Genomic DNA, 13,202 nt, shown 5'->3' on the forward strand with positions numbered 1-13,202 from the left:
CCGCCCCCTCACTCACGCCTACTAGAATTGACCCCAACACCCGGCGCCACTGCCGGGTGGTGACCCGAGGAGCCACCTTGGCTGCTGAGCTGCACGTCGCGCTGGTCGCGGCCGACCGAGAGGTCTGGTCCGGCGAGGCCACCCTGGTCGTCGCGCGCACCACGTCCGGCGACATCGGCGTCATGCCCGGTCACCAGCCGCTGCTCGGTGTGCTGGAGTCGGGCCCGGTGACCATCCGTACGAGTGAAGGTGGAACGGTCGTCGCCGCGGTGCACGGCGGTTTCATCTCGTTCGCGGACAACAAGCTGTCGCTGCTGGCCGAGATCGCCGAGCTGTCGGACGAGATCGACGTCCAGCGCGTGGAGCGGGAGCTGGAGCGTGCGAAGGCGGAGGGCGATGCCACCGCCGAGCGGCGCGCCGACGTCCGCCTGCGGGCGGCGACAGCACGCTGACACTGCACGCTGTGCGATGACGTCATTCAGCCGCGGCTGGGACCTTGGGTCCCAGCCGCGGCTGAAGTAGATCCGGGTCTTTTTTACGTTCCATTACCTAGGAGACGAGGAGGTCGGTGCCGATGGTCCTCGCTCTGACTGTGTGTGGAATCGTGGTCGCGCTCGTGGTGGTGGGGCTGTTCCTGTTCGGCCTGCGCCGCAGACTGATCCAGCGCTCCGGCGGCACCTTCGACTGTTCGCTGCGCTGGGACGTCCCCGAGAAACCGGACGCCAGCGGAAAAGGCTGGAGCTACGGCGTCGCCCGCTACAACGGGGACAGCGTCGAGTGGTACCGCGTCTTCTCCTACGCCTACCGTCCCCGCCGGGTCCTGGAGCGGGCCCAGATCGAGGTGGCCGGCCGTCGGCTGCCCGACGGCGAGGAGGAACTGGCGCTGCTCTCCGACGCCGTGATCCTCGCCTGTACCCATCGGGGCACCCGCCTCGAACTCGCGATGAGCGAAGACGCGCTGACCGGATTCCTCGCGTGGCTGGAAGCAGCCCCGCCCGGTCAGCGAGTGAATGTGGCGTAGCCACATTCACTCTCCCCCGGACGAAGTCTGGGGGAGCGTCAACGTCGCTTAGGGGATCTTTCCCCGGAGCGTCTTACGACATCCCGGAGTTGATGGCGCTCACCAGCTCGCCGTCACTCGTGTCGCCGCTGAACTCCCAGAAGAACGCGCCGCCGAGCCCCTGGGCCTTGGCCCAGCTCATCTTCCCGGCGATGGTCGACGGGGTGTCGTAGGACCACCAGTTGCTGCCGCAGTGCGCGTACGCCGTGCCCGCGATCGTGCCGGTGGCCGGGCAGGACGTCTTGAGGACCTTGTAGTCCTCGATGCCCTGCTCGTAGGTGCCCGCCGCCGGTCCGGTGGCCGTCCCGCCGGGCGCGTCCTGGGTGACACCGGTCCAGCCGCGGCCGTAGAACCCGATGCCGATCAGCAGCTTGCTCGCCGGTACGCCCTGCGCCTTGAACTTGGCCATCGCGTCGGCGGTGTCGAAGCCCGCGGTCGGGATGCCCGTGTACGAGGTGAGCGGGGAGTGCGGTGCCGTCGGCCCGGTGCCGGCCCAGGCGCCGAAGAAGTCGTACGACATCACGTTGTACCAGTTGACGTACTGGGAGGCGCCCGCGTAGTCGGTGGCGTCGATCTTGCCGCCGGCGGAGCCGTCCGCCGTGGTGGCGGCGGTGACCAGGGCGGAGGAGCCGAACTTGGCGCGCAGCGCGGCCATCACGTTCTTGAAGGCCGCCGAGCCGCTGGTGTCACAGCTCAGCCCGCAGGCGTTCGGGTACTCCCAGTCGATGTCGATGCCGTCGAAGACATCGGCCCAGCGGGAGTCCTTGACGAGGTTGTAGCAGGAGTCGGCGAACGCGGTCGGGTTGGCCGCCGCCTGGGCGAAGCCGCCGGACCAGGTCCAGCCGCCGAAGGACCACAGGATCTTGATGTTCGGGTACTTGGCCTTCAGCTCGCGCAGTTGGTTGAAGTTGCCGGCCAGCGGCTGGTCCCAGGTGTCCGCGACCCCGCTGACCGACGTGTCGGCCGTGAACGTCTTCTGGTAGTCGGCGTAGGCGTCGCCGATCGCGCACTGGCCGTTGGTCACGTTGCCGAAGGCGTAGTTGATGTGCGTGATCTTGGCCGCGGAGCCGGAGGTCACCAGGTTCTTCACCTGGTAGTTGCGGCCGTAGATGCCCCACTCGGTGAAGTAGCCGAGCTTGACCTTGGAACCGGTGGTCGGGGGAGTGGTCGTACCGCCGGTGGTGTGCACCGCGACCGCGCCGCTGACCGGGCCCGTCTGGTTCGCGGTGTCGCGGGCCTGGACGGTGTACGAGTAGTCGGTGCCGGCCGTGAGTCCCGTGTCGGTGTACGAGGTGGTGGTCACCGTGGAGACCACCTTGCCGTCGCGCAGCACGTCGTAGTTCTTGACGCCGTTGTCGTCGGTGGCGGCGGCCCAACTCAGCTTCACCGAGGTGTCGGTGATGCCGGACGCGGTCGGGGTGCCGGGCGCGGAGGGTGCCGAGTCGCCGGGGACGGTGGTACCGCCGTCACAACTGGCGCCGTTGATCAGGCAGTTGCTCGGTGATCCGGAGCCGGCGCCGTTGAAGCCGAAGGAGACGGAGCCGCCGGGGGCGATGGTGCCGTCGTAGGACTTGTTCTTGGCGGTCCAGTGGGTGCCGGAGGAGGTGACGTCCGCGTCCCACGCGGAGGTGACCGATGTCCCGGAGGGGAAGTCCCACTCGACGGTCCATGAACTGATCGACGTGGTACCGGTGTTCTTGACGGTCCACTGGCCGCCGAAACCGGTGCCCCAGTCCGAGGACTTGGTGTAGGTGGCGGTGGCGGACGTCGCGGCCTGGGCCGGGCTCGCGAGGCCGACCAGACCGGCCAGGGGGAGCAACAGGGTCGCGAACCCCGCCGCGGCTCTGTGTCTGAAGCGCATGCTGCGCCTCCCTCTCGATCGGGGGTGACGTGGGCATGACTGAGCCTCATACCCACAGTGCCGCGAGGATAGAAAGGTCTGGACCACCGGTCAATAGGTCTGGACCACTCTGTATACGTGCTGTCTGATCCCCAACTCCCTTGTCGGTCCGCCCGCTTGTGCTCAGCCGCACCGCGCGGGCCGGGGGCGGACCGAGCCGCCGGCCATGACCGCTGCCGTCCGCCCGGCGGAGGGCCGTACGCTGACCAGGCACTGAGCGAGGGAGGCGGGCATGAGCGAGGGGGAACGCCCCGGGGGCGTGCTGGTGGTGGACGACGACGCGGCCATCCGGCGCTCGCTGGAGCGTGGACTGAGGCTGAGCGGCTTCGCCGTTCGGGCGGCCGACAGCGGGGCCGCGGCCCTCGCCGCGATCCGTGACACCCCGCCCGACGTGCTGGTGCTCGATGTCTCGATGCCCGGCATGAGCGGCATCGAGGTGTGCACCCGGCTCCGCGACGACGGCCTCGACCTGCCCGTGCTGATGCTCTCCGCCCTGGACGAGACCGCGGACCGGATCGCCGGGCTCCAGGCGGGCGGCGACGACTACCTCGTCAAACCCTTCGCCCTCCAGGAGCTGGTGCTGCGGCTACGGGCACTGCTGCGCCGTCGGCCGCCCACCGGCCGGGAGGTGCTGCGGGTGGCCGGCCTGGTGATCGACCCGGCGGCCCGCACCGCGGAACGGGACGGCCGGCCGCTCGACCTGACCCGGCGTGAGTTCGAACTCCTGGCGGTGCTCGCGCGTAACACCGGGATCGTCCTCACCCGGGACCAGCTGCTGGACCGGGTGTGGGGCTACGACTTCGACGTCCGCAGCGACGCCGTCGACACGTTCGTCAGCTATCTGCGCCGCAAACTGGAGGCGGACGGGCAGCCCCGGCTCGTGCACACGGTGCGCGGGGTCGGCTTCGTGCTGAGGGAGTCGTCGTCGTGAGGCTCTCCACCCGCATCGGGCTCGCGGTCGGGGTGACCGTGCCGCTGCTCGTGCTCGCCTCCGGCTGGCTGCTGCTCCGCCTCGTCGGCAACGATCTGCACCGGGCCGAGGACGACCATCTCCGCGCCCGCGCCACGGCGGTGGCCCCGGCCGCCCGCGCCCTGCTGCGGGCCAGCGCGGGCGGCCGCGCCAAGGCGGCCGACACCCGCGAGCGGCAGCTGTTCAGCGCCGCCCTGGACGTCGGCGTACGGGTCGTCGGAGCGGACGCCACCTTCAGCGGCGGCCCCCAGCCGGACGTCTCGGTCCCGCTGCCCGCCCGGCGGGCGGCCCTCCCGGTCACGGTCCGGGACGGCGGGACCAGCTGGCGTGCCCTGGCCGAGCCCGTCACCACCGTCCGCGGCTCCGGCACGCTGTGGGTCTTCGCACCGAACGCCGCGGACCAGGCACAGCTGCGGCTCGTCCGACGCCGGGTGCTGGTGACCACCCTGCTCGCCGCTCCCCTGTCCGGCCTGCTCGCCTGGGGCATCGCCACCGGCGCCACCGGTCCGCTGCGCCGGCTCCGCAGCCGTACCGCGGGACTCGACCCGCGCACCAGCACCGCCCGACTGCACCACGAGCCGACCGGGGTGACCGAGGTCGACGACCTGGCGGCCACACTCCAGAAGGCCCTAGCCCGCTACGACGAACAGGCCGCCCGCACCGCCGAGGCGCTGGACACCGCCCGTTCCTTCTCGGTGGCGGCCGCCCACGAGCTGCGCACCCCGCTGATGAGCATGGGCACCAACGTCGACATCCTCGCCGCCCACCCCCACCTCCCCGAGCCCGACCGCACGGAGGTCCTCACCGACCTGCGCCACGAACACGCCCGGCTGCTCGGCCTGCTGGTGATGCTGCGCGAGCTGGGACGGGGCGACCTGGTCGAGGGGGAAGCCCTGGGGACCGTGGACCTGGCGGACGTCGCCGACGCGGCGGCGGCCGAGGCCCGGCGGCGCGCCCCGGAGGCCCGGATCACCGTGGACGCGGCACCCGGGCTCACGGTCCACGGCTGGGAACCGGGACTGCGGCTGCTCCTGGACAACCTGCTCGCCAACGCGCTGGCCCACGGCCAAGGCCCGGACGGCCGGGCCGATGTGACGGTCGGGCTGCGGAGCGCGGACGGACAGGCCGTGATCACCGTGGACGACCGCGGAGCGGGAGTGCCGGCCGCCGAACGGGACCGGATCTTCGAGCGGTTCCGCCGCGGGCCCGGCAGTTCGGGCTCGGGGCTCGGTCTGACGCTGGTCGCCCAGCAGGCCGCGCTGCACCAGGGCCGGGTCACGGTCACGGACGGTCCGGACGGCGGCGGAACCCGCTTCGAGGTGCGGCTGCCCCGGGCCGGCGGCGAACTGCCCGCGCACCGCGACTGGTTGATCGCCACAGCCCGGACAAACCGGTCACAGAATTTCCCCAAAGACAGTTCCTAGCCTCCGTCGCGTCGGACGGACGACGGGGCCGTCCGCGGAACGGAGAACGCAATGTACGCACGACACCAGCGGCGCGCCCTGCTCGTGGGGCTCGCCACCGCGGCCCTGCTGGCCGCGGGCACCGGCGCGGCCGAGGCCGGCGGCACGCCCGGGCCGACGGCGCCCCCGACCGGGGACGGGGCACAGGCCCTGTGCAAGCGGGCACCCAGGATCGACCAGCGCATCGACCGCGCGCTGCAGCGGCTCAACGCCGGGGCGGACCGCCGGGGTTCGATCGCCCGGCTGCAGAAGCGGCTGGACAACGCGAAGGCGGCGGGCCACGCCGAGGTCGCCACCTACCTCCAGGACCGGCTCACCTTCCGCAAGTCCCTGGTGCCGATGCTGGAGCAGCGGAAGCAGGATCTGGCCGATGTGCAGACCTGGTGCCGGAGCAACGGCGGGGGCGCGAGCTGATGCGCCCGAAGCTCGCTGCCGCCGCGCTCGCCGTCCTCGCGGGACTCACCGCGGGCTGCGCCCATACCGCCGGATCGCCGGACAAGGCCGCGGCCACCCCCTCCGGCTACTCGCAGATGCAGCAGAAGGTGGCCGCCGCCGAGTCCGGGCTCGCGCAGGCGGACAAGGACACGGCCAAGGACGACACGGACCGCTGAGCAGGGGGCGAGGCGGGGAGCGCCGCGCCTCAGCGCTCCCCGCCCGGCACCCAGAGCACGTCCCCGACGTCCTTGTTGGCGGTGCGGGCGAGGATGAAGAGCAGATCAGACAGCCGGTTCAGATAGGTCGCCGTCAGCGGGTTCATCACCTCGCCGTGCACCTCCAGCGCGGCCCACGTCGACCGCTCGGCCCGCCGTACGACCGTGCAGGCCTGGTGGAGCAGGGCCGCGCCCGGGGTACCGCCCGGCAGGATGAAGGAACGCAGCTTCTCCAGCCGCTCGTTGAAGCGGTCGCAGTCCGCCTCCAGCTTGTCGACGTAGAACTGCTCGACACGCAGGGGCGGGAACTCCGGGTTCTCCACCACGGGTGTGGACAGGTCCGCGCCGACGTCGAAGAGGTCGTTCTGCACCCGGGTGAGGACCTTGACGATCTCCTCGTCCAGCCCGCCCAGTGCGATCGCGGTCCCGATCACGGCGTTCGCCTCGTTGGCGTCCGCGTACGCCGAGATCCGCAGATCGGTCTTGGCGACCCGGCTCATGTCCCCGAGGGCGGTGCTGCCCTGGTCGCCGGTCCTGGTGTAGATGCGTGTCAGATTGACCATGTGACCAGCGTAGTTACGCTCCGGCGGTACGGAAGACGCGTGTGCCCACTGTCACGGCGAGTGTCGCGAAGCCGACGGCGACGAGGACGCCGTACACCATGTGGGTGCTCGTGTACGAGCCGACGTAGGCGTCCCGGAGCGCGTCCACCAGGTAGCGGAGCGGGACGAGGTGGGAGAGGACGTCCAGCCAGGCCGGTGCCAGGGTCATCGGCAGCATCAGGCCGGACAGCAGCATCGACGGCATGGTCACCGCGTTGATCAGCGGGCCGAACTCCTGCGGGGTGCTCACCTTCATCGCCGCCGCACAGGAGAGCGAGCCCAGCGAGACGGTGAGCAGCGCGACGAACCCGAAGCCGATCAGGATGCCGGGCAGCGGGGCGCGCAGCCCCATCGCCACCGCGGCCAGCACCAGCAGCACGGCCTGGAGGACCAGGACCGTGGCGTCCCGCAGCACCCGGCCCAGCAGCAGCGCGAGCCGGCTGACGGGCGTCACCCGCATCCGCTCCAGCACCCCCTGGCCCTTTTCGACGATGACCGCGAACCCGGCGAACGCGGCACCGAACAGCCCGAGTTGGAGCAGCAGTCCAGGGACCAGGACCTGCCAGGAACTGGCCCCGCCGCCCAGCGGCAGCCGGGTCAGGAGCGGGCCGAAGAAGAGAAGGTAGAGCAGCGGCATCAGCAGGCCGAAGAGCAGCGCGAGCCGCGAGCGCAGCGACTGGCGCAGACAGCGGCCGTAGATCAGCGCGGTGTCGTGGAGAAGCATCGGGGTCCTGGTCCTATACGGCTACGGGGGCGGGGTCGGCCGGGGCGGGGCCGCGGCCGGTGATGGCGAGGAAGGTGTCCTGGAGCGTCGCGTCGATCGAGCCGCCGTGCGCCAGCTTCAGCGCGGTCGGGGTGCCCTCGGCGGCGACCACGCCCCGGTCGACGATCACCAGGCGGTCGGCGAGGGCGTCGGCCTCGTCGAGGTAGTGGGTGGTGAGGAAGACCGTGGTCCCGTGCTCGTCGCGCAGCCGCCGCACCAGCGCCCACAGGTCGGCCCGGCTGCCCGGGTCCAGACCGGTCGTCGGCTCGTCGAGGAACAGCACCTTCGGGCGGTGGGTGAGGGCCATCGCGATGTCGAGGCGCCGACGCTGGCCGCCGGAGAGCGCGCCGCACTTGCGGTCGAGGAGCCCGGTGAAGCCCAGATCGTGCGCCAGTTCCCGGGCCCGGGCGGCCGCCTGGTCTCTGGTCAGGCGATAGAGGCGGCCCTGGGTGACCAGTTCCTCCCGCACCGAGACCTGCGGGTCGACGCCGCCGGACTGGGCGACGTAACCGCAGACGCGGCGCACCCCGGCCGGGTCGGCGGCCAGGTCGTGGCCGGCCACCGTGGCCGTGCCGCCGGTCGGCGTCAGCAGGGTGGTGAGCATCCGCAGGGTGGTCGTCTTGCCGGCGCCGTTCGGGCCGAGGAAGCCGAGGATCTCGCCCGCGCGGACGGTGAGGTCGATCCCGCGCACGGCCGCCACCGGGCCGTGCCTGGTCTGGAAGGTGCGGGCCAGTCCGGCCGCGCTGATGACTGCTGTCATGCGACCAGAAAAACAGAGGGACTGAAATTTTGCAATGACTCCAAAATTTCTATGACACCAGCGAGGGGTAGGATCCGGACATGGCAGAGGGGCTCAGGGAGCGGAAGAAACGGCAGACCCGGCAGTACATCTCGGACGTCGCCACCGGGCTGTTCGTCGAACGCGGCTTCGACGCGGTGACCGTCGCGGAGATCGCCGAGGCCGCCGACGTCTCCGTGAACACCGTGTACAACTACTTTCCGGCCAAGGAGGACCTGTTCCTCGACCGCTCCGCCGGTCTTGTCGACCGGCTCGCCGGGTGGGTGCGCGGGCGCCGGAAGGGGGAGTCCGCGGTGGGCGCCGTCCTGCGCGAACTGCGCGAGGAGGTCGAGGCCGTCTCGCCCCGGGTCGGGCTCATGCCCGGTTACGCCCAGTTCCTGCGGGTGATCGAGGAGGCGTCCGCGCTGCGCTCCCGGCTGTGGGTCATCGGCCAGGAGGTGCAGGCCAAGGCGGAGGAGGCGCTGCGCGAGGACACCGGCGCCGCGGCCGACGACCCGATGCCACAGCTGATCGCCGGTCAGCTCGGCTGGGTGCACAGTACGGTCATGTCGGTCATCGGTCGCGAAATGGTCAAGGGGGGCGATCCTCGCGAAGTATCACGTGAGGTGCTGGTGCTTCTCGACGACATCGAGGACCTGTTGAGCGAGAAGGTCCTCAACTACGCCGTGCGTGGCGCGGAATGACCGGTGCCGCCGCGACCGCCTGACGGGACGTGACGGTTGTCTCACCCCCTGAGACCGTGACACGCGTTACTTACCTGGTTTCCCGCCCCCTCACGAGCGCTAGGGTCCGCCCAAGAGCCATACCTAAACAGCGTGTAAGGGGAGCGGAGTGGCACGGAAGCTTGCCGTCATCGGTGCCGGCCTGATGGGTTCCGGCATCGCCCAGGTCGCCGCACAGGCCGGCTGGGACGTGGTCCTGCGTGACGTCACCGACGAGGCACTGGACCGTGCGATCGGCGGTATCCAGGCCTCGTACGACAAGTTCGTGAGCAAGGGGAAGCTGGAGGCGCACGACGCCGACAGCGCCCTGGGCCGCATCACCACGACCACCGACCTGGACGCCGTCGCCGACGCGGACATCGTGGTCGAGGCGGTCTTCGAGAAGCTGGAGGTCAAGCACGAGATCTTCCGCGCGCTCGACAAGATCGTGCGCCCGGACGCCGTGCTCGCCTCCAACACCTCCGCCATCCCGATCACCAAGATCGCGGCGGCCACCGAGCACCCCGAGCGTGTCGTCGGCGTCCACTTCTTCTCGCCGGTGCCGATGATGCAGCTCGTCGAGCTCGTCCGCGGCTACAAGACCAGCGACGAAGCCCTCGCCACCGCGCGGGAGTTCGCCGAGTCCACCGGCAAGACCTGCATCGTCGTCAACCGGGACGTCGCCGGCTTCGTGACGACCCGGCTGATCTCGGCGCTCGTCGTCGAGGCCACCAAGCTGTACGAGTCGGGCGTCGCCACCGCCGAGGACATCGACCTGGCCTGCAAGCTGGGCTTCGGTCACGCCATGGGCCCGCTGGCCACGGCCGACCTCACCGGCGTCGACATCCTGCTGCACGCCACCAGCAACATCTACACCGAGTCGCAGGACGAGAAGTTCGCCCCGCCGGAGCTGATGCGCCGGATGGTTGACGCCGGTGACATCGGACGCAAGAGCGGGCAGGGCTTCTACACGTACTGAAACACCAGTGCGTACCACCTCTGGCCGCTTCCGAATCACATCGGAACCAGAACTGAACCACCTCTGAAAACGCACAAACCCCAGGAGTGTCCCTCCTGGGGGTGAATTCGGTATCGGTTCGCTTACAGATGGCAACCTCGGACCGTCGAATGCAGTCAGAAGTTGCATCACCGGACATCACTTTCATGGAGTAGGACACGCACTCTCGGGGAGCGCATATGTACATCAGGGGCGACCACGCCGAGCTGGTCGTCGGGGGCCGCCTCGACGTCCGCAGCGCGGCGGACGCCCGTACGGTCCTGCACACGGCCGTCGACGACGGAGTCGGCGATCTGGTGCTGGACCTGTCCGAGCTGGACTCCTGGGACGCCACCGGACTCGGGGTGATCATGGGGGCCCACCGGCGGGCCGGCCGCTGCGGCCGCCGCCTGGTGCTGCGCGACGTACCGCCGCAGATGCAGCGCCTGCTGGTGGCCACCCGGCTGCACCGGATCCTGGCGATCGAGGGGGGCATCGGGGTGGAGTCGCTGCCCAGGGTGTGACGCAGGGGGTGCCCCGGGCGGACGGCGCGCATGCGCATGTCAGACGCAATCCTCACGAGACTGTGATGTCTCGGACGGCGCGGTACCCCGGACTGTCGTAGATACTGTGCCAAGGTTTAAGGTTCGGTCGCCCGCCGCCGTTACCACCCTTCGAGCGCGGGCCCGGACCAGAAGCGACAGCGCAGTGTGCAACAGGCCGGGAGGGGCCCGAATTCACGGCACACCACGCTTTTGGGGGGCTAGGAACCTATGGACCCGATCAACCCGGGACCCGAGGGGTACGGCCAGGACGGCGACGGCAGCACGCCGCGCCAGCGCCCGCCCAGGGAATCCCTCACCAACGACTTCGGCCAGAGCACACCGGCTCGCACGGCACGACTGGTCACCGGTGACTTCCTGCTGACCGTCAACCCCGTCGACGGCAGCGAGATTGAACCCTGCCCGCCGGCCGAACGCCCCGCCAGACCCGAGAAGCGCACCGCCGCCGAGCGCACCGACCACGAGCGCGCCGCCCGGCCGCCGGTACCGCCCGGCCCCGCCCAGCCCGAACTGCACCTCCTGGAGCGCCAGGACGACCGCGAGCATCTCGTACGGCTCCTCGCCCGCGGCCGCTCCGTGCGTCTCACCGGCCCCTCGGGCTCCGGCCGCACCGCACTCCTCGACCTGGTCGCCGACGACTGCTCCGACCTCGCCCCCGACGGCGTGGTCCGCCTCAACGGCTTCCACCGCACCCCCGAAGACCTGCTCCACGACCTCTTCCACGCCGTCTACCGGGCGCCCGCCCACCGTCCCGATCACGAGGAACTCCTCGAACTGATCCGTGACATCGGCGCGGTCGTCGTCCTCGACGACATCGAGTTCGGCGGCGCCGGGCTCGACGAGCTGATCGACGCCACCCCCGAGTGCGCCTTCCTGATCGGCGCCACCCCGGACGTGCCGGCCCCCTCCGCCGACTCCGCCGTCGAGGACGTCCCCCTCAGCGGACTGCAGCGGGCCGGGGGAGTGGAGATCCTGGAGCGCGCGGTCGGCCGGGTGCTCACCGAGGAGGAGGCCAACTGGGCCGGCGACCTCTGGTTCGAGTCCGAGGGCCTGCCGCTGCGGTTCGTGCAGGCGGGCGCACTGCTCCGCCAGCGCGACCAGGTGCGCGCCAGCACGGACGCGGTCGACGAGTTCGGCGTCTTCGCCTCCGAGCTGCCGGTCGAGGCACCGCTCGACGTGCCCTTCGACGCCGAGGCCACCGACGAGGTCCCGCTCCCGTCCCTCGGCGAGGCGGCCGCGCCCGCCCCGCTGCTCGCCGCCCGGCTCAGCGCCTCCGCCCGGGCCACCCTGCGCTTCGCGGTCGCCCTCGCCGGCGAGGTCCCGCACCAGGCCCACCTGCCCGCGCTCGTCGGCGACACCCACGCGGACGCGGCCCTCGGCGAACTGGCGGCCTGCGGACTGGTCTCCCCGGTGGGCTCCCGCTACCGGCTCGCCGCGGGCGTCCTGCAGCAGCTGGAGGCCGTCGGCTACGCCGACGACACCGCGGCCCAGGCGCTCACCGCCGCCCAGCACTACGCCTGGTGGGCCGGTCACCCCTCCGTCACCCCGGAGCGGGTCTGCGCCGAGGCCGACGCGCTCCTCGCCGCGCTGGCCGTCCTCGTCCCCGCCACCGTGCCACCGGCCGAGGACGAGGAGTCCACGCCGGTACGACTGGCCCGTACGGCCGCGCCCGCGTTCGCGGCCGGGCTGCACTGGGGTGCCTGGGAAGCCGCGCTGCGGAGCGGCGCCGAAGCCTCCCGGCTCGCCGCCGAGGTCGGCGAACAGGCCTACTTCCACCACGAGTTGGGGATACTCGCGCTCTGCGGCGGCCAGCTGGACCGGGCCCGGGCCGAGCTGGAGGCCTCGATCGGCCTGCGCGGGGCGCTCTCCGACAAGCGGGGTACGACGGCCGGCCGGCGCGCGCTGGCGCTGGTCGCCGACCTCTCGGGCGAGGCGCCTCCCGCCATCGCCGCGACGGCGGGCGACGAGATATCCGACGCCCGCCACGAGGAGTCCATATCCCCGGCGGGAGGGATCACGACCCCCTTCCCGGCCGTGCACTCCCCGTTCTCGGACACGGTGGTCACCCGCCGGGTCCCGGAGGAGCCGACGCCGGTCGAGAGCGGCGGCGGCCTCGTCCGCATGGCCCGCCGCAACCTGGTGGCGGTGGGCGCGGGCGTCCTCCTCACCGCCGTCCTGGGCACCGTGGTCGGGCTGGGCATGACGTCCCACGACAACGCCGACGACCCGTCCAACAACGTGAGCGTCAACCCTTCGGCGAGCGAGGGCACGGGCGACGGCAGCCTGGGCGCGGACCCCAAGCAGTCCTCGGGCACATCGGACACGGGCACGGCGACGAGCAGGCCGACGGACCCGGGCACCGACGGCACGCTCGGCACCTCGGACGACCCGACATCCCCGACGGGCGGCGCGACGCCCTCGGACACGCCGACGGGGACGAAGGGGTCATCGAGCGGCGGCACGACACACTCACCGTCGAAGTCGCCGTCACAGAGCCCGTCGAAGTCGTCCTCACCGTCGGCCAGCCCGTCGAAGTCGTCCTCACCTTCGGCGAGCCCGTCGCCGTCGCCGGATCCGTCCGACTCCCCGTCCACGACCGACACCGCCAGCGGCCCGACGTCCAGCGGCCCGGCCGCGTCGAGCAGCTCGGCAGCGGCGTCGGAGAGCAGCAGCACGGGAACATCGACCGGCCTGGTGATCTGAAACAACCGGGCGGCGGCGCTTCACGCACCGC

14 protein-coding genes are annotated in these 13,202 nt (G+C 71.4%); 10 read left to right on the top strand and 4 right to left on the bottom strand.

The genetic code is table 11. The features are described from left to right. The first annotated feature begins 77 nt into the window (after positions 1-77). Both ACIRR9_RS29450 and ACIRR9_RS29455 read left to right on the top strand, forming a co-directional pair. Positions 78-452 carry a F0F1 ATP synthase subunit epsilon gene (locus ACIRR9_RS29450; protein WP_123974109.1) on the top strand — a complete coding sequence of 125 codons (375 nt, stop codon included), beginning with the start codon at positions 78-80 and terminating at the stop codon, positions 450-452. Positions 453-574: 122 nt separating this feature from the next. Next, positions 575-1,021, top strand: coding sequence for a DUF2550 domain-containing protein (locus tag ACIRR9_RS29455; RefSeq protein WP_123974108.1), 447 nt, complete (start codon positions 575-577; stop codon positions 1,019-1,021). A gap of 73 nt (positions 1,022-1,094) precedes the next feature. Here ACIRR9_RS29455 and ACIRR9_RS29460 read toward each other — a convergent pair whose 3' ends face one another. Continuing rightward, positions 1,095-2,921: a glycosyl hydrolase family 18 protein gene (locus ACIRR9_RS29460; protein WP_403757784.1), complete on the bottom strand. Its 1,827-nt coding sequence runs from the start codon at positions 2,919-2,921 to the stop codon at positions 1,095-1,097. Positions 2,922-3,192: 271 nt separating this feature from the next. Between ACIRR9_RS29460 and ACIRR9_RS29465 the strand changes: the two genes are divergently transcribed. Genes ACIRR9_RS29465 through ACIRR9_RS29480 form a run of 4 tightly spaced genes read left to right on the top strand, consistent with a single transcriptional unit; the run spans position 3,193 to position 6,004 of the window. Next, positions 3,193-3,891, top strand: coding sequence for a response regulator transcription factor (locus ACIRR9_RS29465; protein WP_365347638.1), 699 nt, complete (start codon positions 3,193-3,195; stop codon positions 3,889-3,891). Then, positions 3,888-5,354: a sensor histidine kinase gene (locus ACIRR9_RS29470; RefSeq protein WP_403757787.1), complete on the top strand. Its 1,467-nt coding sequence runs from the start codon at positions 3,888-3,890 to the stop codon at positions 5,352-5,354. Before ACIRR9_RS29465 ends, ACIRR9_RS29470 begins: the two co-directional genes overlap by 4 nt. A 51-nt stretch (positions 5,355-5,405) precedes the next feature. Further along, a complete protein-coding gene (locus ACIRR9_RS29475; protein ID WP_365347634.1) occupies positions 5,406-5,807 on the top strand; it encodes a hypothetical protein in 402 nt (133 codons plus the stop codon). Beyond that, positions 5,807-6,004 (top strand): hypothetical protein, encoded by a 198-nt coding sequence (locus ACIRR9_RS29480; RefSeq protein WP_403757790.1) that lies wholly within the window; start codon positions 5,807-5,809, stop codon positions 6,002-6,004. The genes ACIRR9_RS29475 and ACIRR9_RS29480 overlap by 1 nt, the downstream gene beginning before the upstream one ends. A 29-nt stretch (positions 6,005-6,033) precedes the next feature. Here the strand turns inward: ACIRR9_RS29480 and ACIRR9_RS29485 are convergent, their stop codons facing one another. The 3 genes from ACIRR9_RS29485 to ACIRR9_RS29495 are packed head-to-tail and all read right to left on the bottom strand — an operon-like array spanning position 6,034 to position 8,168. Continuing rightward, positions 6,034-6,606: a cob(I)yrinic acid a,c-diamide adenosyltransferase gene (locus tag ACIRR9_RS29485; RefSeq protein ID WP_403757793.1), complete on the bottom strand. Its 573-nt coding sequence runs from the start codon at positions 6,604-6,606 to the stop codon at positions 6,034-6,036. A 13-nt stretch (positions 6,607-6,619) separates the two neighbouring features. Continuing rightward, positions 6,620-7,369, bottom strand: coding sequence for an ABC transporter permease (locus ACIRR9_RS29490; protein WP_403757796.1), 750 nt, complete (start codon positions 7,367-7,369; stop codon positions 6,620-6,622). A gap of 13 nt (positions 7,370-7,382) precedes the next feature. Further along, positions 7,383-8,168 carry an ABC transporter ATP-binding protein gene (locus ACIRR9_RS29495; RefSeq protein ID WP_403757799.1) on the bottom strand — a complete coding sequence of 262 codons (786 nt, stop codon included), beginning with the start codon at positions 8,166-8,168 and terminating at the stop codon, positions 7,383-7,385. A gap of 80 nt (positions 8,169-8,248) precedes the next feature. Between ACIRR9_RS29495 and ACIRR9_RS29500 the strand changes: the two genes are divergently transcribed. The 4 genes from ACIRR9_RS29500 (at position 8,249) to ACIRR9_RS29515 (ending at position 13,171) form a co-directional block, all read left to right on the top strand. Continuing rightward, entirely contained in the window at positions 8,249-8,890 is a 642-nt protein-coding gene (locus ACIRR9_RS29500) for a TetR/AcrR family transcriptional regulator (RefSeq protein ID WP_403757802.1), read from the top strand. A gap of 148 nt (positions 8,891-9,038) precedes the next feature. Then, positions 9,039-9,887 carry a 3-hydroxyacyl-CoA dehydrogenase family protein gene (locus tag ACIRR9_RS29505; RefSeq protein ID WP_365347622.1) on the top strand — a complete coding sequence of 283 codons (849 nt, stop codon included), beginning with the start codon at positions 9,039-9,041 and terminating at the stop codon, positions 9,885-9,887. 218 nt (positions 9,888-10,105) lie between these two features. Continuing rightward, on the top strand, positions 10,106-10,429 hold the full coding sequence (locus tag ACIRR9_RS29510; protein ID WP_123974097.1) for an STAS domain-containing protein: 324 nt from the start codon (positions 10,106-10,108) through the stop codon (positions 10,427-10,429). A 249-nt stretch (positions 10,430-10,678) separates the two neighbouring features. Then, positions 10,679-13,171, top strand: coding sequence for an ATP-binding protein (locus tag ACIRR9_RS29515; protein ID WP_403757806.1), 2,493 nt, complete (start codon positions 10,679-10,681; stop codon positions 13,169-13,171). The last annotated feature ends 31 nt before the right edge of the window (positions 13,172-13,202 follow it).

The organism is Streptomyces sp. NPDC101234, assembly GCF_044767525.1.
GTDB lineage: Bacteria > Actinomycetota > Actinomycetes > Streptomycetales > Streptomycetaceae > Streptomyces > Streptomyces sasae.